This window comes from Serratia sp. CY40230 (genome assembly GCF_052168835.1).
GTDB lineage: Bacteria > Pseudomonadota > Gammaproteobacteria > Enterobacterales > Enterobacteriaceae > Serratia > Serratia nematodiphila.
On the sequence record NZ_JBJNLX010000001.1, the window covers coordinates 890,826 to 915,679 of the forward strand.

General features: G+C 60.7%; 20 protein-coding genes. 10 read left to right on the top strand and 10 right to left on the bottom strand.

Annotated elements, in window-relative coordinates:
- Positions 1 to 15: 15 nt before the first annotated feature.
- The 7 genes from ACJ8IJ_RS04225 (at position 16) to ACJ8IJ_RS04255 (ending at position 6,703) form a co-directional block, all read left to right on the top strand.
- On the top strand, positions 16 to 810 hold the full coding sequence (locus tag ACJ8IJ_RS04225; RefSeq protein WP_442518287.1) for a hypothetical protein: 795 nt from the start codon (positions 16 to 18) through the stop codon (positions 808 to 810).
- Between the two features lie 72 nt (positions 811 to 882).
- Positions 883 to 2,220 carry a lipopolysaccharide biosynthesis protein gene (locus ACJ8IJ_RS04230; protein WP_004935553.1) on the top strand — a complete coding sequence of 446 codons (1,338 nt, stop codon included), beginning with the start codon at positions 883 to 885 and terminating at the stop codon, positions 2,218 to 2,220.
- Positions 2,217 to 3,086 (top strand): hypothetical protein, encoded by an 870-nt coding sequence (locus ACJ8IJ_RS04235; protein WP_442518288.1) that lies wholly within the window; start codon positions 2,217 to 2,219, stop codon positions 3,084 to 3,086. Before ACJ8IJ_RS04230 ends, ACJ8IJ_RS04235 begins: the two co-directional genes overlap by 4 nt.
- Before the next feature lie 20 nt (positions 3,087 to 3,106).
- Positions 3,107 to 3,673 (top strand): YtfJ family protein, encoded by a 567-nt coding sequence (locus ACJ8IJ_RS04240; protein WP_325962340.1) that lies wholly within the window; start codon positions 3,107 to 3,109, stop codon positions 3,671 to 3,673.
- Between the two features lie 28 nt (positions 3,674 to 3,701).
- On the top strand, positions 3,702 to 4,772 hold the full coding sequence (gene lptF, locus ACJ8IJ_RS04245; protein WP_131164934.1) for an LPS export ABC transporter permease LptF: 1,071 nt from the start codon (positions 3,702 to 3,704) through the stop codon (positions 4,770 to 4,772).
- Positions 4,769 to 5,848, top strand: a complete 1,080-nt coding sequence (lptG, locus tag ACJ8IJ_RS04250) for an LPS export ABC transporter permease LptG (protein WP_015378490.1) — start codon at positions 4,769 to 4,771, stop codon at positions 5,846 to 5,848. The genes lptF and lptG overlap by 4 nt, the downstream gene beginning before the upstream one ends.
- 102 nt (positions 5,849 to 5,950) lie before the next feature.
- Entirely contained in the window at positions 5,951 to 6,703 is a 753-nt protein-coding gene (locus tag ACJ8IJ_RS04255) for a glycosyltransferase (protein ID WP_197753348.1), read from the top strand.
- Between the two features lie 64 nt (positions 6,704 to 6,767).
- Here ACJ8IJ_RS04255 and ACJ8IJ_RS04260 read toward each other — a convergent pair whose 3' ends face one another.
- Positions 6,768 to 8,075, bottom strand: coding sequence for a serine hydrolase domain-containing protein (locus ACJ8IJ_RS04260; RefSeq protein ID WP_442518289.1), 1,308 nt, complete (start codon positions 8,073 to 8,075; stop codon positions 6,768 to 6,770).
- A gap of 107 nt (positions 8,076 to 8,182) precedes the next feature.
- On the opposite strand from ACJ8IJ_RS04260, the gene ACJ8IJ_RS04265 reads away from it, so the two are divergent.
- Entirely contained in the window at positions 8,183 to 9,076 is an 894-nt protein-coding gene (locus tag ACJ8IJ_RS04265; protein ID WP_442518290.1) for a LysR family transcriptional regulator, read from the top strand.
- A gap of 288 nt (positions 9,077 to 9,364) precedes the next feature.
- On the opposite strand, the gene ACJ8IJ_RS04270 is transcribed toward ACJ8IJ_RS04265, so the two are convergent.
- Entirely contained in the window at positions 9,365 to 13,207 is a 3,843-nt protein-coding gene (locus ACJ8IJ_RS04270) for a hypothetical protein (protein WP_442518291.1), read from the bottom strand.
- Between the two features lie 376 nt (positions 13,208 to 13,583).
- Between ACJ8IJ_RS04270 and ACJ8IJ_RS04275 the strand changes: the two genes are divergently transcribed.
- The gene (locus tag ACJ8IJ_RS04275) at positions 13,584 to 14,588 is read left to right on the top strand and encodes a LacI family DNA-binding transcriptional regulator (protein ID WP_004935582.1); all 1,005 of its coding nucleotides are present in this window, start codon (positions 13,584 to 13,586) and stop codon (positions 14,586 to 14,588) included.
- A gap of 6 nt (positions 14,589 to 14,594) precedes the next feature.
- Here the strand turns inward: ACJ8IJ_RS04275 and araD are convergent, their stop codons facing one another.
- The 8 genes from araD to ACJ8IJ_RS04315 form a co-directional block, all read right to left on the bottom strand.
- Positions 14,595 to 15,287 (bottom strand): L-ribulose-5-phosphate 4-epimerase, encoded by a 693-nt coding sequence (gene araD, locus ACJ8IJ_RS04280; protein ID WP_033632583.1) that lies wholly within the window; start codon positions 15,285 to 15,287, stop codon positions 14,595 to 14,597.
- Positions 15,281 to 16,150 carry an L-ribulose-5-phosphate 3-epimerase gene (locus ACJ8IJ_RS04285; RefSeq protein ID WP_442518292.1) on the bottom strand — a complete coding sequence of 290 codons (870 nt, stop codon included), beginning with the start codon at positions 16,148 to 16,150 and terminating at the stop codon, positions 15,281 to 15,283. The genes araD and ACJ8IJ_RS04285 overlap by 7 nt, the downstream gene beginning before the upstream one ends.
- Positions 16,137 to 17,624 carry an FGGY-family carbohydrate kinase gene (locus ACJ8IJ_RS04290; RefSeq protein WP_442518293.1) on the bottom strand — a complete coding sequence of 496 codons (1,488 nt, stop codon included), beginning with the start codon at positions 17,622 to 17,624 and terminating at the stop codon, positions 16,137 to 16,139. The genes ACJ8IJ_RS04285 and ACJ8IJ_RS04290 overlap by 14 nt, the downstream gene beginning before the upstream one ends.
- Before the next feature lie 8 nt (positions 17,625 to 17,632).
- Entirely contained in the window at positions 17,633 to 18,622 is a 990-nt protein-coding gene (locus tag ACJ8IJ_RS04295; protein WP_004935592.1) for an ABC transporter permease, read from the bottom strand.
- Positions 18,619 to 20,109, bottom strand: coding sequence for a sugar ABC transporter ATP-binding protein (locus ACJ8IJ_RS04300; RefSeq protein WP_442518294.1), 1,491 nt, complete (start codon positions 20,107 to 20,109; stop codon positions 18,619 to 18,621). The genes ACJ8IJ_RS04295 and ACJ8IJ_RS04300 overlap by 4 nt, the downstream gene beginning before the upstream one ends.
- A gap of 53 nt (positions 20,110 to 20,162) precedes the next feature.
- The gene (locus ACJ8IJ_RS04305) at positions 20,163 to 21,080 is read right to left on the bottom strand and encodes an ABC transporter substrate-binding protein (RefSeq protein WP_049189180.1); all 918 of its coding nucleotides are present in this window, start codon (positions 21,078 to 21,080) and stop codon (positions 20,163 to 20,165) included.
- 136 nt (positions 21,081 to 21,216) lie between these two features.
- Positions 21,217 to 22,284, bottom strand: coding sequence for an erythritol/L-threitol dehydrogenase (locus ACJ8IJ_RS04310; RefSeq protein WP_004935601.1), 1,068 nt, complete (start codon positions 22,282 to 22,284; stop codon positions 21,217 to 21,219).
- Positions 22,285 to 22,568: 284 nt separating this feature from the next.
- Positions 22,569 to 23,522, bottom strand: coding sequence for a LysR family transcriptional regulator (locus ACJ8IJ_RS04315; RefSeq protein ID WP_442518295.1), 954 nt, complete (start codon positions 23,520 to 23,522; stop codon positions 22,569 to 22,571).
- 140 nt (positions 23,523 to 23,662) lie between these two features.
- Between ACJ8IJ_RS04315 and ACJ8IJ_RS04320 the strand changes: the two genes are divergently transcribed.
- Entirely contained in the window at positions 23,663 to 24,844 is a 1,182-nt protein-coding gene (locus ACJ8IJ_RS04320) for a M20 aminoacylase family protein (protein WP_442518296.1), read from the top strand.
- Positions 24,845 to 24,854 lie beyond the last annotated feature (10 nt).

Here is a 24,854-nt window from a genome sequence, read left to right on the forward strand (position 1 = left end):
TCCGTACCGAAACAGATGAAAAAAAATAAACTCACCGCCGAACAGGATACCTCTCCCACCTGCATCACCGGGCTGATTGCCGTGGTGGGCAGCGACGGCACGGGCAAGTCCACGCTGACCGCCGACCTGGTGAAAAACCTGCAGCAACATCGCCCCACGGAGCGGCGCTATTTGGGGCTGATCTCCGGCGAAGACGGCGACAAAATCAAGCGTTTGCCGTTCATCGGCGTGTGGCTGGAACGGCGCCTGGCGGCCAAATCCGACAAAACCCAGCGCATGAGCAACAGGCCGCCGGCGCTGTGGGCGGCGCTGATCATGTACGGCTTTTCGCTGTGGCGCGCATCCAACCTGCGCAAGGTGCGGCGGCTGGCGCAGAGCGGCGTTCTGGTGATCAGCGATCGCTACCCGCAGGCGGAAATCTCAGGTTTTTACTACGATGGGCCCGGCATCGGCGTGGAACGCGCAAAAGGGTGGCTATTAAGCCGCCTGGCGGCGCGCGAACGCCGTTTATATCAACGCATGGCCGTCTATCGGCCGGAGCTGATCATTCGCCTTGATATCGACGTCGATACGGCCTTTTCCCGCAAGCCCGATCACAGTTACGAAGAGCTGAAAGACAAGATCGCCGCCATGGTGCGCCTGCAATACAACGGTTCGCGCATCATCGAGCTGGACGCCAGAGCCCCTTACGACGAGGTGCTGAGCAATGCGCTCAACGCCATTTCCGCCGTGGTGAACCCCGCGAAGCGCCCGCAGAGCGATCTCGGGCACCCCGGCGAGAACGCCGGTAAAGAAACTCAGGTTTATTAAACGAATACAGGGCAAACGCATGACTGCGGAACACAAAATGCAGCAAAACAACGATAACGGCTGGTTTTGGCTATGAAACGGTGGTTTTCCGACGGCGCGTTTCGTTCCATTTTACGTAATGCCGCCTACCTGGGCTCCGGCAGCGTCGCCAGCGCGCTGCTCGGCCTGCTGGCGCTCTCCTGCGCCGGTAAAGGCATGTCGCCTGAAATGTTCGGCGTGCTGGTGGTGATTCAGGCCTATACCAAAGCGGTCAGCGATTTCATCAAATTCCAGACCTGGCAGTTTGTGGTGCAATTTGGCACTCCGGCACTGGAGCATCAAAATACCGGGCGCTTCCGCGACGTCGTCGCCTTCTCCTTCGGCCTGGATATCGCCAGCGGCGTCATCGCCGTACTGGGCGGCATGATCATGCTGCCGTTCTTGTCTCACGCTCTGGGGCTGGACAGCGAAAGCTTCTGGCTCGCCATGCTGTACTGCACCCTGATCCCATCGATGACCTCGTCCACGCCGACCGGCGTGCTGCGCGCCTTCAACCGCTTCGATTTAATCGCCATCCAGCAGGCGATCAAACCGTTCCTGCAGGCGGTGGGCAGCGTCATCTCCTATTATTTCGATCTGGGGTTCCCCGGCTTTATCGTCACCTGGTACGCCTCTAACCTGATCGGCGGCACGCTGTTTTGGTGGTTCACCGCGCGCGAGCTGCGCCGCCGCGATATCCATGGCGCGCTGAGGCCGCGCCTGTTCAACGTCGCGCGCCGCATCGAGGGCGCCTGGAATTTCGTCTGGACCACCAACATCGCCCATACCATCTGGGCCGCCCGCAACTCCTGCACCACCGTGCTGGTGGGCGTGGTGCTCGGCCCGGCCGCCGCCGGGCTGTTCAAGATCGCCATGACCTTCTTCGATGCGACGGGCACCCCGGCCAAGCTGCTGGAGAAAAGCTTCTATCCCGAGATCATGCGCCTGGATCCGCGCACCAAGACCCCGTGGCTGCTCGGCCTGCGCTCTTCGCTGCTGGCCGGCGGCATCGGCCTGGCCGTTGCGGTGTTGATGTTGCTGGTGGGCAAGCCGCTTATTTCCGCGGTATTCGGGCAGCAATACCTGGAAGCCTATGACCTGATTCAAATCATGCTGGGCGCGATCATCGTCTCCATGATGGGCTTCCCGCAGGAATCCTTACTGTTTATGGCGGGCAAACAGCGCGCCTTCCTGATCGCGCAGGCGACGGCCTCGGCGGCCTACATTGCGCTGCTGGTGTCGATGGCGTATGCCTTCGGCGTGCAGGGCGCCGCCTTCGCTTATTTACTTGGGCAATGTTTAGACGTTCTGTTATCCCTGATACCGACGATCGGCGCCTACCGCAATCGCTTTATGTTGGGGCTGAATGTGCCCAAAGAGAGTAATCAATGACCGCTAGCAATAATTGGAAAAAGTTCTCAGCCGAAACCACCCAGGCGCTGTTTGTCGCGGTGGAAGAGGACGACCTGGTTGAGGCGAATATCAGCCTGCCGCAGCAGATTGATCTGGAATGCTCCCCCGAGAGCATTCGGGACAACTACGCGCTGTGCCTGCAGTTTTGGGAAGACGGCTTTTCCCGCCGCGAGCTGCTGCAATTGGTGAACGGTTTCCTGCAAGACCCGCAGTTGGCGGCGGCTACCCGCATGCGCTACAAATATATCCGCGCCCGCTATAAGCACCTGCGCTTCGCCCAGCAGCTGTACGGCGCCCCGCACCGCGCCAACCGCCTGTTCCACACCACCACCGTGGTGCTCGGCCATTTTCAGGACGCGTTTCGCAACGGCAACCAGAAGAACCTGACGCTTTACGGCAACCTGCTGCGGCTGCTGCTCAGCAAGCCGGTGTGGTCTTACGTGCGCTATGCGCTGCGCCACACCCGGCTGGAAAGTGCACAGGGCTTTATCACCTACCGCCAGGAGCAAATGCGCCAGCTGCAAACGCTGATCGCTGGCCCGGCGCTGACCGGGCATCAGTTCCATGACGTGCGCAAAATCGTCAGCCGCCAGGTCTCGTTCTACGACACGCTGAGATCGATCGATCCCGACAACCGCGAGGCCCGGCAGATCTCGCGCTTCCTGGCGGCGATTAACGGCCTGATGGGCGACCGGCATGACGTGATGGTGGCGGACAAGCTGGCCGGCGGCGATATCTATGATCGGCCGGCGATCCTGGATATCGACATCCGCCAGCGCCTGGAGCTGCTGCTGGCGCGTTTTCCGCTGTCGTTTTCCCAGCCGGCCATCTCGGCGGGCAGATAAGCGGGTTGCCCGGAGCCATGATGACGTTACGTCGCTTGCTGACCCTTGCGCTGCTGCTGTCGCCGCTGACGGCATCTGCGCATAACTTCGTGCATGGCCGGCCGGTGGCGCCGATCGCCATCGCCGATCGCGGCGAGCTGCTGCTGCGCAACGGCGATTTCAGCTACCGGCCGTGGAACAGCGCAAAACTGGCGGGCAAGGTGCGGGTGATCCAGTACATCGCCGGGCGCACCTCCGCCAAAAAGAAGAACTCGCTGCTGATCAACGCCGTTAAGGACGCGAACCTGCCGGGCGATCGCTTCCAGCCGACCACCATCGTCAACACCGACGACGCGATACCGGGCTCCGGCTTCTTCGTGCGCGGCAAGATCGAGAAAAACAAGCGGCATTACCCCTGGGCGCAATTCATCGTCGACAGCGACGGGCTGGGGCGCATGGCCTGGCGGCTGCCGGAGGAGAGCTCCACCATCGTAGTGCTGGACAAGGCCGGGCGCGTGCAGTGGGCGAAGGACGGCTCACTCACCCCGCAGGAAGTTGACCAGGTGATCGCCCTGCTGCGCGCGCTGATCGCGCAGGAGACGCCATGAAGCGCACGCCGCCGGGAACCGATAACGCATGTCTTTGATTGAACGCTATATCACGGTTGAGATCCGCCGCCTGGTGATGATGATCGCCGGGTTTCTGATCTTCATGTTCGCCAGCTACTCCGCTCAGCGCTACCTGACCGACGCCGCCAACGGCACGCTGGCGCTGCGGGTGGTGGCCGACGTGGTTTTCTATAAATCGCTGATCGCGCTGGAGATGATATTGCCCGTCGCGCTGTATGTCTCGGTGGCGGTCGCGCTGAGCCAGATGTACAGCGATGCGGAGATCACCGCCATGCTGGCCGCCGGCGCCAGCCCGCTGCGGCTGTACAAGGCGGTGCTGATACTCGCCGTGCCGCTGGCGATAGCGGTCACGCTGCTGTCGCTGTATGGCAGGCCCTGGGCGTACGCCAATATTTATCAGCTACAGCAACAGTCGCAATCGGTGCTGGACGTGAGCCACCTGCAGGCCGACAAATTCAACGTCAGCGGCAACGGCCGCATGATCCTCGCCAGTCACGTCGACAAAACGGCCAACCACCTGACGGACGCCCTGATTTATGTACGCGGCGGCCATCACACCAACCTGTACCGTGCGCAGTCGGTGGAGGTGCTCGACGCCTCCCCCGCCAGCCCCGCCGTGCGGCTGAAAACCGGCACCGCCTATGTGCTGGATCGTGAGGGCGCCGACGACAACGGGCAGAATTACGACAACTTTGACATCGCGCTCAAACCGTTCGTGCCCAGCGCCGAGAGCCGGCACAAATCGGCCTCGCCGGCGGAACTGGCGCGCTCCGCAGATCCGGGCGACGCCGCCGAACTGCAATGGCGCGAGAGCCGCGGGCTGACCACCGTGCTGATGGTGCTGCTGGCGATCCCCTTTAGCCGCATCAAGCCGCGGCAGGGGCGCTACGCCGCGCTGCTGCCCCTCACGGTTCTGTTTACCGTGATTTTCTATGGCGGCAACATTTGCCGCACGCTGGTGGCCAACGGCTCTCTGCCAACGATCCCCGGCGTTTGGCTGGTGCCGATAGCGATGGCTGTCGGTATCGCCCTGCTGCTGGCGCGCGACCTATCCCTGCTGCGGAAACCCTCCCGATGACCCTTTTTAGCCGCTACCTGATCCGCAACGTGTTCATCGGCTTCGCCGCCGCGGCCGGGCTGCTCATCCCGCTGTTCACCACCTTTACGCTGATCAACGAGCTGGAGGACGTGACCCCGGGCGGCTACCGCTGGCAGCAGGCGCTGCTGGTGACCGTGATGACCCTGCCGCGCAGCCTGGTCGATCTGGGGCCGTTTATCGCGCTGCTCGGCGGCATCGTCGGGCTGGGGCAGCTCTCCAAGAGCCTGGAGCTGACGGCGATCCGTTCCGCCGGGATGTCGATATTCCGCATCGCGCTGGTGATGCTCGCCGCCGGGCTGCTGATGAACCTCTCGCTCGGCGCCCTCGATGAATGGGCCGCCTCGCCGCTGCAGCAACGCGCGCTGCAAATGAAGAATAACGCCCTGGCGCAGTCAAATAATAACGACGTTACCGTTAACCCGCTGTGGGCGCGGCGCGGCAACGAGTTTGTAACAGTGAAGACCGTCGATGAGAACGACCAGCCCCACGGCATTGAGATCTTCCGTTATCAAGCCAACCGCGCGCTGGAGTCTTACATTTACGCCGACAGCGCCAGCACCGCCGCCGACGGCAGCTGGCTGCTGCACAACGTGATGCAGAAAAGCTGGCAAGGCAGAAAGGAGACGATTGCACGACAAGACAGCCTGCTCTGGCGCTCACTGTTCGCCGTGCCGAGCCTGAAAGAGCTGACCCTGCCGGCGGGCAGTTTCTCGCTCCAACAGCTGGATCGCTATATCGATTACCTGCAAGGCTCGGGGCAACCCAGCACCGAATACCGCCTGGCGCTGTGGAAAAAACTCGGCCAGCCCCTGCTGGTGCTGGCGATGATTTTGCTGGCCATCCCGTTTACCTTCACCGCCCCGCGCGCCCCCGGCATGGGCAGCCGGCTAGCGCTTGGCGTCATCATCGGGCTGCTGACCTACATCGCTTACCAGATCGTTCTCAACCTGGGGTTGCTGTTCGCCCTCAACGCGCCCTTCACCGCCCTCGCCCCGCCGCTTTTGCTCCTGGCGTTGGCGCTGGTGCTGGTTTATCGGTTTGACCGGCGGGGTTAAGCATTTTCTGAGGTTGATAAGGGATAAGAAGAGAATCGCAATTTCCATTCCAGAGAAAACATCAGGCACTCACCTGCTCGCGATTTTTAAGGATGTTAGTTAATGGCAAAGATAGCTGTTTGTATACTGACTTTTAACTCCTCTCGTTTATTACACGAGGTGCTTTCTCCACTCATGGGCATTGCGGATGAGTGGATTGTGGTGGACTCCGGCAGTACGGATAAAACGCTGTCTATTTGCCAAAGCTTTGGAATAAGCCCTATTTACCATCGTTTCGAAACGCATGGACGGCAAATGAACTTTGCGATTTCTCAATCTCACCATGATTGGGTACTGTGCCTGGACAGCGACGAAATCCTTGATGCCGAAACCATAGCGTCCATTTTAAAATTCAAAGCGCAGGCAAACCCACCGCCACAGCAAGCCTATAGAATAAAAAGGAATTGGTTTGTACTCGGACAGCCAGTCAGAACGATTTATCCCATCTCCTCACCGGACTACCCCGTTCGGCTGTTCAATAGAACGCAGGTCAGGTTCAATGATGCTCCGGTAGATGATGCCGCTGAAGGCTATATTCACACGTCGGTCATTCCCGGCAATGTTAAGCACGATACCTTTTACTCTCTCCATGAAATATTCAACAAGCTCAATAGCTATACGACAAGGGTAGTAAAATACAGAAACATTAGGCCCTCGATATTTCGTGGCGTCGTTAGCGCGATCGGCGCATTTTTTAAATGGTACGTACTGAGCGGCGCATGGAAGGAAGGCAAAGTCGGCGCCGTCACTGGGTTTTATGCCGTGGCTTACAGTTTCCTGAAGTATTTTAAATCCTGGTATGGCAAAGACAGATAACGTTAAAGACAGAAACAGGGGCTGAATGGTAACCGCCATCCAGCCCCTGCTTGCCCAGCCGACGTTAACGCAATTCCTTCGCTATCGCGCTAAACATCAGCGACGCCTCCAGCGGTTGCGCGCTGAAAGAAGGCTCCGCCTGCGGCCAGGTGGACCATTGGACGATCACCAGATTCTCCGCCTGATTCACCATGATCATCTGGCCGAAGATCCCCAGCGCCCACAGGGAATGCTTGAGGGAGGTCTGCGGAGCAGGCTCAACGTTAGTCACATTAGCCGGCACTTCGTTGTTCCACCATTGGAAGCCGTAAATGCCGTTAGGATGCGCCGCCGACACCGAGCCCGCCGCCAGCGTCCAGTTGGACGACTGGGCTACCCAATCTTCCGGCAAGATCTGTTTGCCGTTCGGCAACGTTCCGTTATGCAGAATGAACTCACCGAAGCGCCCCCAGTCTTCCAGCGTGGCGTTAAAGCCGTGCGCGCCCACGTCGTGCTGGCCTTTGGCGTAGGCATGCCACACGCCGTCGCTCGCCATGCCGTAGGGCTGCCAGATGCTTTGTTCCAGATAGGTCGCCAGCGGCATGCCGGTGGCGCGTTCCAACACGTCGCCCAGCAACCAAGCGCCGCCGGAGGAGTAAGACCAGTTCTGCCCGGCCGGATGCGTACGCTGCAAACCGGCTACCAGCTTGCGCACGCAGGCGTAGGTACCGGGCTTGGCTTCACACTCTGTCAGCTGCGCGAAGTCCGATTTCGGGTTGGTGTAATCCTCATTCCACGCCACGCCGGAGGTATGGGTGATCAGCTGCCTGAGGGTCACACCGTCCCACGCGGTGCCTTTCAGATCGGGTTCGTATTGCGTGATGAGATCGTCGAGCGAGTGGATTTTGCCCTGTTTAATCGCCACGCCAACCAGCGTGGCAACCACGGATTTGCCCACCGAGCGCGACGTCCACAGGGTAGCGTCGGTATTACCCTGCCCCAGATATTTCCAGGCGATTTTGCCGTCTTTCAATACCAGCATGCCGCTGACGTTCTGGCGCTGCAGGTAATCCTGCAGGTGGTAGGTTTTGCCATTCACCCGATAGCTGGCGTCCGTTAACGGTTTAGCGGCAGCCGCCAGCGGCGCGGCGTTGCCGTGATGAAACACATCCCCGGCATAGTTGCGGTAGTCGTTACGAAAACCGATCACCCGGTCGCTCTGGCTCCAGGTGAGCATCTTGTGCGTGTCCGGCAGTTGCGCATCGAAAGGCGCGGGACAGGCGCTGAGTTCGGTGCCCGCACAGGCGGCCAGCGCGGCGGGCGCCAGCAGGCCGCTGCAGAGACTGATGACAACGCCCGCCAACAGGCTGCGGTTAAACACTTTGTTTTTCATATTTTTTCTCGCTTAGCTCAGGAAGGCGTTCAGCTTAAAAAAACGCGGCCTATAATAAAAAACGCCTGATGGGGGAAAATCCCCCGCAAAATCGACGGGAGAGCCGCGTGCCAAGCCTGATTTATTCCTTTGCCCAACTGGAAGCCTTCACCGCCGTGGCCGAGCACGGCAGCCTGGCGAAAGCCGCGCTCAAACTGGGCAAAGATCGCACGACGCTGCGCGATTTGATTGATTTTCTCGAGGATGGCTTGGGCTATGCGCTGTTCCTGCGCGAGGGGCGCAGCCTGCACCTAACGCCGGAGGGCGAACAGCTGCAGCGCCAGGCGCACCTGCTGATGCGCCAGGTGAAAGCGTTTGAGGCATTTGCCAAAGACGTGCCCAAGAGCGCGGCGCAGGAAATCTCGCTGGTCTACGATCCCTTTACCCCCCGCGCGCTGCTGCAGGCGCTGATTGCCGCTATGGCCCAACGCAACACGCGCCTGAGCCTGATTAACGCCTCACGCGACGAAGCGGAAAGCCTGCTGGCAAACGGCCAGGCCGATCTGGGCATCTGCCAGGCGCGCCATCGCAGCGTGGGCGACGCCATGGAGTGGCGCGCCTTAGGGGCGATAGAGATGGATTTTTACGCCGCCAAAACGCTTTTCCCCGGCGCGGAACAGCCGCTCTCGCTGCTGGAACTTTCGCTAACACCGCAGGTGATCATGCACCCGGATTCTGACGAGCCGGTGGCGCGCCGCCTGCAAATTTCCGGGCATACAATATTTACCAACGAGCTGGAAATGCTGCGCGCCCTGCTCGAACAGAGCTGCGGCTGGGGATTCCTGCCGACGCATATGCATGCCGAACAGTGGAAAAACGTCAACACACTGCGCACCGAAGTCGGCAGCCAGGGGATCAGCCAAACCATGGTGACCATCTGGAAGCCTGGCAATGACCGGCGAACGCTGATTGATGAGACGCTGGGGTTGTTGCCGGGGTTGTGGCGGGGAGTTGGGGGGTGAAAAGTCGCGGCTAGATTAGCGGTGTTGTTATCGGTAGTCGAGCGTAGGGTTCATCATCTGCGTTGTTTTTTCGATCATTCTTTGGCGTGGATTGCTGTTTTCACCCAATGAGCCCCTCACCGCCGTCGCTCCTACGCTGCTGGCGCTGGTTTGTTGCTTTGATTGGCGGTATTAGAGAGGCTGCTTTGAGCGAAAAGCGGACGTTATGCCTGCAATTGAGATGCGTGAAAATACTAGTGTCAAAGTGCCTTGAAGATCGGTGGCGATTCAGATCATTGCGGGTAACCATCACTCAAACCGCTGCTCACTTTCACGATCTTTCTGCTGTTCTCGAATTCTTTGACGCTCAATCATAGGTATCAATCTCTCATGTATCTTTTTTGCAGCCTTTGAAATGTCATCCCGCTCGTGTGCAATGAGTTCACCGAAACCGTCAGTCCGGGACTGTAATATGTTTGCAAGACTGCCACTCCAACTTGACGGACTAGTTAATTCAGCAAAAGACTCAAGAACCACTGAAGGTTCAGGTGCAGCCTCCAGGAATTTGATGGCGTTCTCGCGCAAAGTAGTCCTGCTTGTGTCAGTACTACTTGACCAGAGTTCTAACCCCTGCGGCACATATGCCCATACCTTGGTATTCTCATTCCTGAAGCACCAGTCAATCACGATTTCTATGCCAACACCAGAAAGCAGTGGAGTATCCGAAATGCCGCCACGCATGAAGAACAACCGCATACATATTTGATCTTCAGAATCAGCAAAGAGACGAGAGAGAAACTCTACGGGTATGAGTGTCACCGTTGTCTGAATAGTTTTATGGTAATCATTCATGTAACCATAATGTTTATCGATCGCTGAGAAGACTGCGTCCAGCCAGTTTTCTGTCAGCCCATCATGACTGTCAAACTGCAATGCCGCCGCTACGACAGATGCCATAAAGCCATCAACGAAACCGCCCCGATCATCAGTCTCTTTCTGTAAAACCTGAATTGCTGCCCTGAGACCGATTTGACGGAGTTCCGGGCCAAGTATGTCCTCTGTCGCTTTGTTGTCATGTAACCTCATCCCTAGCCCATTCAAAATCACCTCAGCGCCGTTTTCTATGGCTAAAAGTCGTTCTGCCAGTTCAAGCACTCGGTTTAATGGCAAATGCAGGTATTTTTTTTGCCAAAGAATGGCGTCAAACATAACTATACGAGTATCAGGTTTATTCAGAATCGACATACATCGATAGAGGTCGGTTTCTGTAAAATCTCGCTGGGGATGCAAATTAACCAGAACTCGGCAGAGTGAAGGATGCACAGCACAGTGATCCAGAAATTCATGGGCTAGCACTTCCTTACTACGATCCACGCCTTCGATAAAGCCTTGAAACACAGAAAAATCTTTATTTTCAGTAGAGTTCTGTTCCAGTTCTTTTATAAGTAATTGCCAGACTTCATGGGGATTCGCGGTTCCCTCAGCGAGCCCCTTCCCGAATGCGCTCCGGTAAGGCATCCATTCAGAAGAGAACAGATTGGGTCTCAGGTCAGAAAGACAAAGTATTGAAGTGGCAAACTCACGCCCCAGTTGCTCTGCTCTGGCCATCAGTCGCTCTTCTGCTTCAGTGTATCGTTCCTGGTCACTGCGGTTAAATTCGTCATCAAGCACCCAGTTATAGTGGCCTTTACTCAGGACATAAAGCCGGATAGCGGAAAGCAAATCATTCGGTCTGAGCTCCCTTTCCAGAGCATCAAGAGTTTCAAGCAGCACGGACGATACCTGAGGCTCCTTCCGCATAAAGTACAGTTTTGTCCGAATCGCCTTCCAGCCCTCTCCCCAGGGAAGACGGGCATGCAATGTACGTGCGGCATCAACGAGGACGGAGCCCATCCTCTTATCACGCCACAGGCCACTGAGTGCATTTGCCAGAATTGTCCGCGCAGCGTTGGCAAGATGCATATCATCGGCGCTCCCGACGCGAACGGCAATCTCGATGAACGAGCATCTCCACGCCATCAACGCGTTATAGTCTGGTTCTGCCCCGTAATCCCTCGGGCGGGCACCAAACTCATATATACCCGAACTTGTCCACGTCGAACCGCTAAGTCCGGCAGAAAGCATTTTCAGCCCCAGAGTGCGACGCTGTGATAAACCTGAAGTAAGACACTCCTCCAGAAGCGCAATTCGCTGCTCCAGAGAGGCATGTGTACCTGACAGATAGGGCTGACAGAACAATGTGAGTCTGTCTCGCGCATTCTCCTGACGAGTCTTATCTATTTCATGATCCGCTATTTGCAGCAGAAGGCTGGCGCAACGGTTGAAGTATGAAGGTTCCCAGGCCAGTGCCTGCAAAAGGTTGAGGATGGTACTCCAGCGGGGATCGTAATGTCTTTCCCGGCCTTTAAAGTCTGCGGCCCTGAGGACCTCGTCAATCCGGTTAAGCAGAACGTCAGGCACCACCGGTGCTATGTACTCCAACATACGAGCCGGCAAGTCCTCTAATGCCAGCAGGTTACCCAGCATGGCTTCCGGCTGGAGCCATGCAGCCGCAATCTCCTTTGCCACCGGATGATCGTGTAAAAGGCCCAGCCGGTGAGCAAATGACATAAGGAGGCGCTCCCGTCCCGGCACTTCAAAGGTAGACCTGAGAAACGCAACCGGAAAGCTATTCAGCGCGGAGGCTGCCAGTTTGTTCGCTATAGCATGGGGTAAGATGGCTCGCCAGTGCGATCTGGCCTGAAGAATGCGGCGATCGGTCAGCTTCTTGAGCGTACGGTACAGCTGGTTATGTGAATAGCCCGCGAGCGTGCCAAGAATCTCCAGTTCACTGTCGCCTGTTTCAGAAAAGTCACTCGAAAACGAGTATACCAGCGAAAGTATCTCAGCCTGCTCCCGTAATCCCTCATCTCGCTCATGACGTTGTTCAAAAAGTCTGTCGAAGAGTTGTGCATCGGACAGAACGGCCAACGACTCCCCCTCATCCACTCTCTCAGCGATAGCCAGCGAGACTCTGGCATTTCCGTCAGCGAACTGCGCGATTCGACGGGCGTTCAACTGTCCGATACCGGGGAAGCGCCGCAGCAGAAGTTTTTCCGCCACTTCCGGTCCTACCGCCTCGATGTGGATCACCTCCGTGGTCTGAGGTTTGTCCTCCCGAATATCATACTCAACGGTAATTAGCTTGATCCTACCCCCCACCGAGGTAACTCTCGCCGCGAGGGCAGCATGCAGTTCAGACGGGCAGTTATCAAGAACCATAATTGCGCTGCGCTGGTCAGCGATGAGGCGTTCCAGCATGGCTGCAGCAGAAGGGATCGGATCGTCACCGGTATCGGCATAAACCGCCAGGGTGCGGTCCAGGGCATCGGCTCCTACGGATTCATCAAACAAGGCCTGAACAATCCTCGTTTTACCGACGCCCGATAAACCAGTAATACGCACGGCTTTACGAGTGGTCAGGATAAGCTGGCGTATCGGCCCGATGGCATCCTTAATACTCAGGGGATGACCTTTTTCTGACGGAGTTGAGATCGTGATGCCGGACGCGGTTATCAGGGTATCTTCCGCCCCATCTGGAGGGCAACTCCATGATCCATATGGTTGCCAGCCGGAATATCCCCGCCCCAGTATTCTGTTTACCCACAGCATTACTGACGGATGCTGTCGTATCCACTGAGCCAACTTTGCGCGATCATAGAAAGCCAGATGAAGAGTTGGGTGAGACGGAGTATGCCTGACGGCCTCATACATCGCCTTGACGCGTTCGGCAAGCATAGTGGGGGAACAGTCCTCATCCAGACTGACAATGATATAGCTTCCCCCCTTTGTGGCCTGGCCGGATATCATGGGAGAAAGGACGCCAGAGGGAGCCATCTCTCGCAGAATATCTGCCCTGCGCATCCTATGTTTTTTGGCCTGGAAGACGGTATCCGGTCGCTCAATATACCCGGAGTTGAGCTCTTCGACCGGCACCTGCACGTGGACATCAATTCCACCATCAGGTGTGTTGATCGATCCCGACCAGCGCACCCACGCCGGGCTATGACCGCAGGCCGCCACTTCGGCTTCAGCAAGGCGAGCAATTAACTCTTCCAAAAGAGTATCTGAGAGTCCGAGTAATTCATCTTTATTGATATCGAAGATCGCCACGGCATAGTCCTGACAGAAAATTGAAATTTTTCACAACTGATGCCCAGAATATTAAGCAATTAGAAACAGATTGTCCTGTGACTAGCTCCCATAGCTCCATACACAAGCAGATTAGCAATGTCCGCTTATGGCACAAAGCGGTTTTCCATGTCCGACGTCGCCCGTAGAAAGCTCCTTACTGAACTATCTTGCGAACAACAATACAATTACATCGAATTATTTAATTCTGAATTAATAAACACATGGCATTATTGATAATCTTTGCATTTTTATTTCCCCCTCCCACAAACAAATCTCATCCCCCATCCCCCCTAGCACCGCCCCCGCCCTTTCCCTACAATAAGGGATCTGTTGAGGCATAACGCAAGGAAAGACGGTGTCGAAAGCCAATCCCAATGCCACTATCGTGGATATCGCCCGCCGCGCCAGGGTGACCAATATCACCGTTTCCCGCGCCTTCAATAAGCCCGAGCTGGTCAAGCCGGAAACCCGCGAGCGCATTCACGCCATCGCCAAAGAGCTGAACTATGTGCCCAACGCGTTCGCGCAGGGGCTGAAAAGCAGCAGCAGCCAGATTATCGGCATCGTCACCAGCAGCATGTACAACCCGTTCTATTCCGGCCTGATCAAGACCGTGTCGCGCATTGCGCGCCAGCAGGGCTACCAAATCATGCTGTTCGACACCGACGGCAGCGAAGAGGCGGAAATGCGCGCCATTCAGGCGCTGTTCGGCTACAAGGCGCGCGGCATCCTGCTCTCGGCGGTGCGCGACGACAAGCGCTACCGCCCCGCCTATCTCGAGCTGGCCGAGGTGTACGGCGTGCCGCTGATCCTGATCGACCGCGATCTCTACGATCAGCAGCTGAGCGGCGTGTTCCTCGATAACCGCGAGATCGGCGTGCTGGCCGGGCGTTATCTGGCAGAGCAGCCGGAGCAGAAGCTTTTGATTATCGGCGGCCCGGCGGATTCGGAAATTACGCTAACGCGCACCGCCGGCATCGTCGCGGCCTTGCAGGGCAGCGGCCGTGAGATTCATATCATCAACGGCGACTACGATTTCACCTCACAGGAAAGCGAGGTGCGCGCCTATCTGGCGCAGCCGGAGAACCGCCCGGATTACATCATCGGCCTGAACGGCATCATCACGCTGGGCGCCATCGCCATCTGCCACGAGATGGGGCTTTATCAGCAGGTGAAGTTCTTCTCGATAGACGAGCCGCCGCGCGCCGGCGCTTACGGCCTGCACATTCCGGGGGTGTATCACGATACGCAGAAACTGGGGGAGATCGCCGCGGAGCTGCTGTTCAGCGCCATTAACAGCCCGCGCGGCGAGTTGCCGGTGCGCAGAGAATTCTTCACCGGCTCGCTGTTGAATCGCTGACGGGCGCTATTGCCCGTAGTAGGCGTGTTTGCCGTGCTTGCGCAGGAAATGTTTGTCCAGCAGCTCCGGCTGCATCGGGGCGATGGCCGGCGCCAGCTGGCGCGTCGCCATCGCCATGATCGCTACCTCTTCCAGCACCACCGCGTTGTGCACCGCATCCGCCGCGTCCTTGCCCCAGGCGAACGGGCCGTGGGAATAGACCAATACTCCCGGCACCTGCTGCGGATCGCGCCCCGCCTGATTGAAGGTCTCGATAATCACCTTGCCGGTTTCCCCCTCGTAATCCCCGGCGATTTCCGCCTCGCTCATCGGCCGGGTGCAGGGAATGTCGCCGTAAAAGTAGTCGGCGTGGGTGGTGCCCAGCGCCGGGATCGGCTGCCCGGCCTGCGCCCAGATGGTGGCGTTGCGGCTGTGGGTGTGCACCACGCCGCCGATATCGGCGAAGGCGCGGTACAGCGCCAGGTGGGTGGCGGTGTCGGATGAGGGTTTGCGGTGCCCCTCGCGCACTTTGCCCTCCAGATCCACCACCACCAAATCCTCCAGCGTCATCGCCTCGTAGGCGATGCCCGAAGGTTTGATCACCACCAGCCCGCTCTGGCGGTCGATCGCCGAGACGTTGCCCCAGGTAAAGGTCACCAGCCCGTATGCCGGCAGGCTGAGGTTGGCGGCCAGCACCTGCCGCTTGAGTTCGTTCAGCATGCGATGCCTCCCTCATTCATCTGTTGTTCGATCCAGGCCTTGGCCTGGGCGATGCGTTGCTTATCCCGCCCGTCTTCGCGCGCCCACATCTCCAGCAGGTAGGGGCCACGATAGCCGAGCGCGTTGAGCACGGAAAAAGCGTGGGCGAAGTCCACGCAGCCCTCGCCGAACGGCACGTCGCGGAACTGCCCGGCGCTGCCCGGCCCCACCGCCACGGTGTCTTTGAGGTGTATGGCGGTGATGCTGCCGATGCCCAGCGCCAGCTCGGCGGCGACGTCGTTGCCCCAGGCGCTGAGGTTGCCGAGATCGGGATACACCGTGAACCACGGGCTGTTGACGTGGCGGGCGATGTCGCGCCATTTGCTGATGCTGTTGATGAACGGCGTGTCCATCACCTCCACCGACAGCATCACCTGCGCCCTGGCGGCCTGCGCCGCCGCCCACTGCATGCCCTCGATAAAGCGCTCGCGGCTGTGGCGATCGGCGGGTTCGTAATAGACGTCGTAGCCCGCCAGCTGGATGTTGCGGATGCCGAGATCCGTCGCCAGTTCCAGCGCCTTGCTCATCAGCACCCGCGCCCGCTCGCGGGTGGCGGCGTCGTGGCTGCCGAACGGATCGCGCCGGTGCGCCGACAGGCACAGGCTCGGCACCGTCACCCCGCTGTCGAGCCGCGCCTGGATAAACGCCAGCCGCTGGCGGCGATCCCAGTCCAGCCGCTGCTGGCGCGCCGGCTGTTCGTCGATCGACATCTCTACAAATTCAAAGCCCAGCTCGGCGGCGGTGGCCAGCCGCTGCGGCCAGCTCAGATCGGCGGGCAGCGCCTTTTCATACAGCCCCAGACAGGCGGCGTTAGTCGTTTGCATCAGTCACCTCACTCAAAGCCTGAGCGACCGCCAGATAGCGCGCCTGCTGGGCGCGCAGGCGCCGATGGGCGGCGGTCGCGGGATAATAACAGCGCAGTTTGGGCGGCGCGGCAGCGATCGCCTCGGCGAACCCGGCGTACTCCCCGGCGCCGACGGCGGCGCACAGGGCGGCGGCGCGGCAGCCGCTCTGGCGCGTTTCCACCACCTCGAGCGGCAGGTTGCCGGCGTCAGCGTACATCTGCATCCACACCTCGGACTGTGTCGGCCCGCCGGTCATGCGCACCCGCTCGATGCGCGGGTTCAGCTGCACCATGCGCTCCTGATGGATCAGGTGCGAGAACACGATGCCCTGGTAGATCGCCTGCACCACGTCCGCCATCTCGTGATGGGCGCTCAGGCCGATCAGCCCGCCCGGCGTGTTGCCGCCGAGGTTGGAGCCGTACAGATACGGCAGGAACAGCAGCCCGCTGGGCTGCTCGCGGCGCTCGGCCACCCAGGCGTTGAACTGGGCGTAGCGCTGCCGGTCGTCGGCGCAGAACTGGCGCAGGAACCAGGCCAGGTTGCCGGCCGAGGTCGGGCTGCCTTCGTGCACGAAATAGCGGCCGTCGATGCAGTAGCGCCCCCAGGCGTAGGGGTAATCGGCGGGAATGATGCGCTCGGTCACGCAGGTGGCGATCGACCAGGTGCCCGCCACCGCGCTGAGCGTGCGATCGTCGGCCACGCCGGAGCTGAGCGCCGCGCCCACCACGTCGAACAGGCCGCCGTACACCGCGGTGCCCGCTCGCAGGCCGCACTGCGCCGCCGCAGCGGCCGTCACCCGCCCGGCCAGCTGCGCCGAGCCGATCGTTGGCGCGGTCTTCTCCTGCGCCTCTTCGATGCCGAAGGCCGTCATCAGCGCCGGATCGTAAGCGCCGCTGCGCTGGTTAAACAGGTTGCTGCCGGAGATGTTGGTCACTTCGGCCGCCGCCTCGCCGGTGAGGCGAAAGCGCAGGTAGTCGTGCGCCATCAGGATGCGATCGACGGCGGCGTACTGCGCCGGTTGCCGCTGCTTCAGCCAGCGCAGCAGCAGCGCCGGGTGGCTGGGCCACAGCGGCTGCAGGCTGCGCGGGTAGGTCTGCGCGTCCACCCCGGCGCAGCGCAGCTCAGCCGCCGTGGCCGCCGCGCGGTTGTCCGAAGAGAGGATGCCGTTGCCGACCGGTTTGCCGTGGCGGTCGATGGCGTACAGCCCTTTGCCGTGCGCCGAAAAGCTGACGCCGCGCACCTGCCCGGCCTCCAGCCCCGCCGCGTGCAGCGTCTGGCGGATCGCCGCGCAAACGTCATCCCACAGCGCGTCCATATTGCGTTCGCTAAAGCCCGGCTGGGCGGCAATCGCCGCGCCGTCGCGCTCGGCGATCGCCAGCTCTTCGCCACTTGCCCGGTACAGCCCGGCCTTGATCACCGTGCCGCCGACGTCTATGCCAAGAAAGACTGACATCGCGCCTCCTATTTGCGCCGCACGGAGCTGAGGTAGATGGCGGCCAGGATGATGCCGCCCTTCACCACGTTCTGGATATATGGCGACACGTTCATCAGATTGAGGCCGTTGTTGAGCACCCCGAGCATCATCGCCCCCACCAGCGTGCCGACGATGGCGCCGCGCCCGCCGGAGATCGCCGCCCCGCCCAGCACTACGGCGGCGATGGCGTCCAGCTCGAAGCCTTCGCCGGCGTTGGGCTGCCCGCTCATCAGGCGCGAGGTCAGCACCAGCCCGGCCAGCGCGGCGGTCAGGCCGCTGATCACGTACACCAGCATCTTGTAGCGCGGCACGCGGATGCCGCTCAGGCGCGCCGCCTCTTCGTTGCCGCCCATCGCGTAGACGTAGCGGCCGAACGGCAGCTGGTTGAGCATCAGCCAGGCCAACACATACACGCCGAGCATGATCAGGATCGGCACCTGGATGCCCAGCACCGTGCCGCGGCCGAAGAAGGAGAAGACGTCGGGCAGGCCGGAGATCGGGTAGCCGCCGGTATAGAGCAGCGCCAGGCCGCGGGCGATGCCCATCGACGCCAGGGTGACGATGATCGGCGGCATGCGCAGGTAGGCGATGCAGGCACCGTTGGCCAGGCCGAACAGCGCGCCGAGCGCCAGCGCCGCTACCATCGCCAGTGGAATGGGCACCGCCGCCAGCATCAGCCCGGCGGCGACCGAGCCGGCCAGCGCCATCACCGGCCCCACCGAGAGATCGATGCCGCCGGTCAGGATGGCGCAGGTCATGCCCACCGCGATGATGGCGTTGATCGACACCTGGCGCGCCACGTTGGTCAGGTTGTTGACGCTGAGGAAGCTGTCGTTCAACAGGCTCATCAGCACGAACAGGACAGCGAAGCCGATAAACGGCAAGACCGCCGGGTGATGCAGCAGTTTTTCCCAGCGCTTGCCGAGGCTGGGGCCGGCGGCGCGGCGCGCCACGGCGGGTTGTTCAATTCCGATCATAAGGCACTCCCGGTCGCGTGAAGCATGATGTGGTTGGATTCGATGTCGTCGCCGGTCAGCTCGGCGGCGATGTGGCCGCCGCGAAACACCAGCACGCGGTCGCACACGCCGATGATCTCCGGCAGTTCGGAGGAAATCATGATGATGGAGATGCCCTGCTGGGTCAGTTGCTGCATCAGCTGGTAGATCTCGGCCTTGGCGCCCACGTCGATGCCGCGTGTCGGCTCGTCGAAGATCAGGATGTTGCAGTCGTTGTTGAGCCAGCGGGCGATCACCACCTTCTGCTGGTTGCCGCCGCTCAGGGTACTGACGGCGGTCTCGGCGTCCGGGGTTTTCACCCCCACGGCGCGGATCAGCCGCTGCACCACGTCGCGATCCTTGCGGGCGCTGACGAAGATCTTGCCGCGCCGGTGGTGCCGGTTGAGGGTGATGTTCTGCGCCACCGAAAACGGCAGCACCAGGCCCTCGGTTTTGCGGCTCTCCGGCAGCAGGCCGATGCCCTGCGCCAACGCCTGCGCCGGGGAGCGCAGCGCCGCCGGTTGGCCGCCGAGGCTGACGCGTTTGCGGTGGCAGCGGCTGGCGCCGATCAGCGCCGAGACGGTCTCGGTACGCCCGGAGCCCACCAGCCCGGCGAAGCCGAGGATCTCGCCCTTATTCAGCCGAAAACGGTCGGTCGCGCCGTGCTTCTCGCGCTGGATCTCCGCCTCCAGCAGCACCGTCGCGGTATCGACCGGGTGCTGTTTCACCGGGAAGGCGTTCTCGATTTTGCGCCCGACCATCAGCCGCACCAGCTCTTCCACGTTGGTGTCTCCGGTGGCCAGCGTTTCGATGTAGGCGCCGTCGCGCAGCACGGTGATGCGATCGCAGATGGTGAAGATCTCGTCCAGATGGTGCGAGATAAACACCATGCCGACGCCCAGCAGCCGCAGATCGTTCATCACGCTGAACAGGTGTTCGGCCTCGCCCGGCGTCAGCGTGGCGGTCGGCTCATCCAGCACCAGCACCCGCGCCTCCAGCGACAGCGCCTTGGCGATCTCCACAAACTGCTGCTGCGCCACGCTCAGCTGCTCCACCGGGCAATCGAGATCGATAGCCACCGTCAGCCGCTTGAAAATGGCCTCGGCCTTGCGCCGCATTGCCCGCCGATCCAGCAGGCCCCAGCGGTTCCTGATCTCCCGGTTGAGGAAGATGTTGTCGATGGCGCTCATGTAGGGAATCAACGAGAATTCCTGAAAAATAATGCCGACCCCGGCCTCGATCGCCTGGCGATAGTTGTTAAAGCGGCGCTGCTCGCCGTCGATAAAAATGTCGCCCTCGTCCGGCTGATGGATGCCGCACATGATTTTCACCAGCGTCGATTTGCCGGCGCCGTTTTCGCCCAGCAGGGCGTGCACCTCGCCCCGTTGAATGGCCAGATCGATGCCGTCCAGCGCCTTCACGCCGGGAAAGCTCTTTTTTATTCGCTTCAGTTCCAGTAAAGGTGTCACCGCATTGCCCTCCGCGCCGAACGCCCCGCCGCAGCGGGGCGAACCTGCCGCTGTTACCAGCTAAAGCCGGCCGCATTGCTGCGGTCGATCAGCTTCACTTTGACCGGCACGGTTTTCGGCACCGTGGCGCCCCAGTAGCGGGCCAGCGCAATGCCGAGCGCGATGCGCAGCTGGTCACGCGGGAACTGCGCCGAGGTGGCGATAAACGGCGAATTCGGCTTGAGGATCTCTTTGATGGCTTCCGGCTGGCCGTCGACGCTCACCAGCTTGACCTTGGCGCCGTTGCTTTCAATCGCCGCCAGGGCGCCGAGCGCGCCGACGTCGTTGACGCTGAAGATGCCCGCCAGATCCGGCGCCGACTGCAGCATGTTTTCGGTGACGGTCAGCGCGGTGTCGCGCTCCTGCTTGCCGTTTTGCTTGGTGACGATCTTGATGTCGGGGTATTTTTTCATCGCCGTTTCAAAGCCGCGCACGCGCTCCAGGATCGGCACCACCGGGATACCGTCGAGGATCGCCACCTTGCCTTTGCCGCCCAGCGCTTTCGCCAGGTATTCGCCCGCCTGGAAGCCGGCGTCGTAGTTTTCCGAGCCGACGAACGAGTCCAACGGCCCTTCGGCCTGCGCGTCGATCGCCACCACCACCGCGCCGGCCTTGTGGGCGGAGATCACCGCCGACTGCACCCCCACCGAATCGGTCGGGTTGATCAGCAGGATATCCACCTTCTTCTGCAGCATGTCCTCCACGTCGCCGATCTGTTTGGCGACGTCATGGCGCGCATCGGCCACGTACACCTTGGCGCCGATATCCGCCGCCGCCTGATCCAGCGCCTGCTTCATGGTGACGAAGTAGTCGTTGTTCATTTCCTGGAACGACATACCGATAGTGATTTGCTTGGCCAGCGCCCCATGGCTGGCCGCCAACATTCCACCGGCGACGATAAAAGGCAGGGTCTTTTTGAATAATGAAAACATAGCCAATTCTCCTGTAGGGAAGCTTCTTGTTGTGGTTATCAGAGCAACAGCATGTCTTTACGTTTGGCCGACCGGCCGGCCCCCCCATTGCGAGCGGGCCGACGGTCGTGACTGCAACAGCGGTACGGCGGGAGGGTCAGGGAACCAGGATCACCTTGATGGAGTCGGTCGAGTCCGCCAGGGCGAAGGCTTCATCCCAGTCGTTCAATGAATAGCTGTGGGTCACCACGCCGCTTGAGGTCACCAGCCCGCGCTCGAACAGATCGATGGCGATCTCATAGCTGTAGGGCGCCAGGTGCGCGCCGCGAATGTCCAGCTCCTTGCGATCGCCGATGATCGACCAGTCGACGGTGGTTTCCTTGCCGAACACGCTGAACTCCACGAAGCGGCCCAGCTTGCGGATCATCTGCAGCCCCTGGGTGACGCCGATCGGCGCGCCGGTGGCCTCGATGTAGACGTCGCAGCCGTAGCCGCCGGTCAGCGATTTGACGATCTGGTCGGCGTCTTCCTTCAGCGGGTTGATCACCACGTCGGCGCCAAACTCCTTCGCCAGCGCCAGCCGCTCGTCGATGGCGTCGATCACGATCAGTTTCTTCGGCGTCTTCAGGCGTGCCACCTGCACCATGCACAGCCCCAGCGGCCCGGCGCCGGCCAGCACCACCACGTCGTCCAGCTGGATGTCGCCGCGCGCCACGGTGTGAATGGCGCAGGCCATCGGCTCGATCAATACCGCGTCTTCATGGCTCAGGCTTTCCGGGATCTTGTGCACGATGGCGTTCTCGGAAAAGCGCATGTATTCCGCCATGCCGCCCTCCGCCACGTCTTTCTGGAAGCCGTAAATGTTATGCGTCTCACACATCCAGTAACTGCCGGATTTGCAGTAACGGCACTCCCAGCACGGCACGATTTGCTCGGCAATCACCCGCTCACCGATCCGGTATTTGCCTTCCGCGCCCTCGCCCAGCGCGGCGATACGGCCGTAGAACTCGTGCCCCGGCACCACCGGCGGTTTGACCCACGGGTTCTCTCCCCAAAACATCTGCGCGCCGTTCTTGCACTTGCAGTCGCCTGCGCAGATGCCGCAGCCTTCCACCTTGATCACCAGCTCGCGCGCCTTCGGCAGCGGCGTGGGCACCTGTTCGAAACGGTAGTCCTGCGGGCCGTGGCAAACGACCGCGCGCATTTTTTCCGGCAACTGACTCATCCACTCCTCCAATACACTCGTTAAACACTTGAAAAACCTAAATGTTGACGTTGTCATTTTTATCAAACAAAAAACAAACTGAGTTATAAAATTATAAATTTCAACAAATTAACCATTGCATATCCCGATAACTAAAAATGACAACGTGAACATAGAGCGACATATAACCAAAGCTGCAAAAATAATTATTTGAGCAAAATCACAGTTCGTTAACATTGCGGCTAAAAATGCTACAAATGCGGATCGCGATCCCATTTACGGGATCGCCGATCCGGGCAGATCCGCTAAATCAGCAGGCGCACGCGATCGTAGATCTGGCGATCCTCCGGCCGCGACGATCGCACCTGCTGGCGCAGGGTGCGTACCAGCGTGTCGATAAACGCGTGGGCGGCGGCGCTCAGAATGCTGTTGCGCCGGGTGACGATATTCAACTGCGCTGGTTGGCAGCTCTCCCGCAGCGCCAGCGGCTGCACGCGGGAGGCAAACTGCGGCAGCGCGGCGATCGGCCGCGGGCACCAGGTGCACATCTCGGCGGATTCCACCAGCGCCTGCAGCATGCCGAACGAATGCGCCTGGATAATGCGCTGGCGCGGCAGGCGCACGCCGTGGCGGTGGAACACCTCGTCGAGCAGCGCATCGAAACTTTCCTGGGTATAGCTCATCACCCAATCCTGCTCCAGCAGCTGATGCAACGAGGTGCTGTGCGCCAGCGGGTGGCCGCGCCGCACCATGTACGCCGTTTCATACTCCAGCAGCGGCTCGCAGTGAAACTCCTGCGGCGCCGACGACGCCGGCAGCGGCGTGATGGCGAAATCCATCGTGCCCTCGCGCAGCTGCGACTGGGCGTTGGCCATCAGGCTTTCCGACAGTTCCAGCCGCACCGCCGGCACCTTGCTGCGAAACGCCATCACCGCCGGCGGCAGCACCGTCAGCATCAGCCAGGGAGTGATCGCCGCCTTGATCAGATCCGCCGCACTCCCGCGCAGCGCCGCCATTTCGCCCTGCGCCTGCTCCAGTTGGTTGAGCACCAGTCGGGCGTGCGCCAGCAGGGTTTTGCCGTAGGGGGTAAAACCCAGCCCGGTCGGCGTGCGGATCAGCAGCGGCAGCGCCTGTTCTTGCTCCAGTTCGCGCAGTGCGCGGGTCACCGCCGCCTGCGACAGCCCCAGATGCCGCGCCGCCGCGCGAATGCTGCCGCTGTCAGCGCTGGCCACCAGCGCCTGCAGTTGGTGCAGTTTCATGCCCACCTCCTGACAATCATAGGTTGTCAGCATAACCGAACGGCGGCTACCCGGCAAAAACGGAGTTTGTTAGTCTCGATGCCTATCCCCTCTGCCCCGTTCCGTGCCCGTTGGCCGGAATCCTTTTGCCGGAGACCGTGATGACGCATTCACTGGTACTGCCTGAGATCGCCGCCGTTCATGATGAGATGGTCGCGCTTCGCCGCCACCTTCACGCCCACCCGGAGCTGGGCTTCCAGGAGTTTGCGACGTCGGATCTGGTGGCGCAGCGGCTGGAGGAATGGGGTTACCGCGTCACGCGCGGCGTAGGACAAACCGGCGTTGTCGCCACACTGCAGCGCGGGCCGGGAAAATCGCTCGGCATCCGCGCCGACATGGACGCCCTGCCGATTGCCGAAACGACCGGCTTGCCGCACGCCAGTACCCATTTCGGGGTGATGCACGCCTGCGGCCACGACGGGCACACCGCCATGCTGCTGGCGTCGGCGCGCTATCTGGCGCGGCAGCCGAACTTTTTCGGCACGCTGCATCTGATCTTTCAGCCGGCGGAAGAAGGCGGCGGCGGCGCCAAAGTGATGATCGAAGACGGCCTGTTTGAGCGCTTCCCCTGCGACGCGGTGTTCGCCATGCACAACGTGCCCGGCTTACCCACCGGCCACCTGGGCTTCGCCGGCGGCCCCTTCATGTGCTCGGCCGATACGGCGCACATCACCCTGCACGGCCACGGCGGCCACGGCGCGGTGCCGCAGAGCACCGTCGATCCGGTGGTGGCCTGCGCGGCGATCGTCATGAGCCTGCAAACCATCGTGGCGCGCAATATCGATCCGCAGGAAACGGCGATCGTCACCGTGGGGGCGATGCAGGCCGGCCAGGCCGCCAACGTGATCCCAGCGACCGCCACCCTGACGCTCAGCGTGCGCGCGCTGACGGCGGCGGTGCGCACGCGGCTGGAACAGCGCATCACCGAGCTGGTCACGGCGCAGGCCGCCAGCTTCGGCGCACGCGCGGAGATCGACTATCAGCACGGCTACCCGGTGCTGGTGAACCACCCGGCAGAAACCGAGCTGGCGCGCGCGGTGGCGCTGGAATGGGCCGGAGAGAGCCGGGTGATCCCCACGCTGCGGCCATTCACCGCCAGCGAAGATTTTGCCTTTATGCTGGAGAAGTGCCCAGGCAGCTACATCTCGATCGGCAACGGCCCCGCCACGCCGGGCAATTCTCTGCACAACCCCGGTTATGACTTCAACGACGACAGTCTGTCGTTGGGCGCCACTTACTGGGTCAAATTGGTCGAGCGCTTTTTGGCTCGCCCCGCGGTTTAATCGCCAACAC

Bases quoted from the DNA above. Each gene is read 5' to 3' on its own strand.
- ACJ8IJ_RS04305 (WP_049189180.1), bottom strand. From the start codon at position 21,080: ATGTTTTCATTATTCAAAAAGACCCTGCCTTTTATCGTCGCCGGTGGA.
- ACJ8IJ_RS04320 (WP_442518296.1), top strand. From the start codon at position 23,663: ATGACGCATTCACTGGTACTGCCTGAGATCGCCGCCGTTCATGATGAG.
- ACJ8IJ_RS04295 (WP_004935592.1), bottom strand. From the start codon at position 18,622: ATGATCGGAATTGAACAACCCGCCGTGGCGCGCCGCGCCGCCGGCCCC.
- ACJ8IJ_RS04240 (WP_325962340.1), top strand. From the start codon at position 3,107: ATGACGTTACGTCGCTTGCTGACCCTTGCGCTGCTGCTGTCGCCGCTG.
- ACJ8IJ_RS04290 (WP_442518293.1), bottom strand. From the start codon at position 17,624: ATGTCAGTCTTTCTTGGCATAGACGTCGGCGGCACGGTGATCAAGGCC.
- ACJ8IJ_RS04225 (WP_442518287.1), top strand. From the start codon at position 16: ATGAAAAAAAATAAACTCACCGCCGAACAGGATACCTCTCCCACCTGC.
- ACJ8IJ_RS04310 (WP_004935601.1), bottom strand. From the start codon at position 22,284: ATGAGTCAGTTGCCGGAAAAAATGCGCGCGGTCGTTTGCCACGGCCCG.
- lptG (WP_015378490.1), top strand. From the start codon at position 4,769: ATGACCCTTTTTAGCCGCTACCTGATCCGCAACGTGTTCATCGGCTTC.
- ACJ8IJ_RS04260 (WP_442518289.1), bottom strand. From the start codon at position 8,075: ATGAAAAACAAAGTGTTTAACCGCAGCCTGTTGGCGGGCGTTGTCATC.
- ACJ8IJ_RS04230 (WP_004935553.1), top strand. From the start codon at position 883: ATGAAACGGTGGTTTTCCGACGGCGCGTTTCGTTCCATTTTACGTAAT.
- ACJ8IJ_RS04235 (WP_442518288.1), top strand. From the start codon at position 2,217: ATGACCGCTAGCAATAATTGGAAAAAGTTCTCAGCCGAAACCACCCAG.
- lptF (WP_131164934.1), top strand. From the start codon at position 3,702: ATGTCTTTGATTGAACGCTATATCACGGTTGAGATCCGCCGCCTGGTG.
- ACJ8IJ_RS04285 (WP_442518292.1), bottom strand. From the start codon at position 16,150: ATGCAAACGACTAACGCCGCCTGTCTGGGGCTGTATGAAAAGGCGCTG.
- ACJ8IJ_RS04255 (WP_197753348.1), top strand. From the start codon at position 5,951: ATGGCAAAGATAGCTGTTTGTATACTGACTTTTAACTCCTCTCGTTTA.
- ACJ8IJ_RS04315 (WP_442518295.1), bottom strand. From the start codon at position 23,522: ATGAAACTGCACCAACTGCAGGCGCTGGTGGCCAGCGCTGACAGCGGC.
- araD (WP_033632583.1), bottom strand. From the start codon at position 15,287: ATGCTGAACGAACTCAAGCGGCAGGTGCTGGCCGCCAACCTCAGCCTG.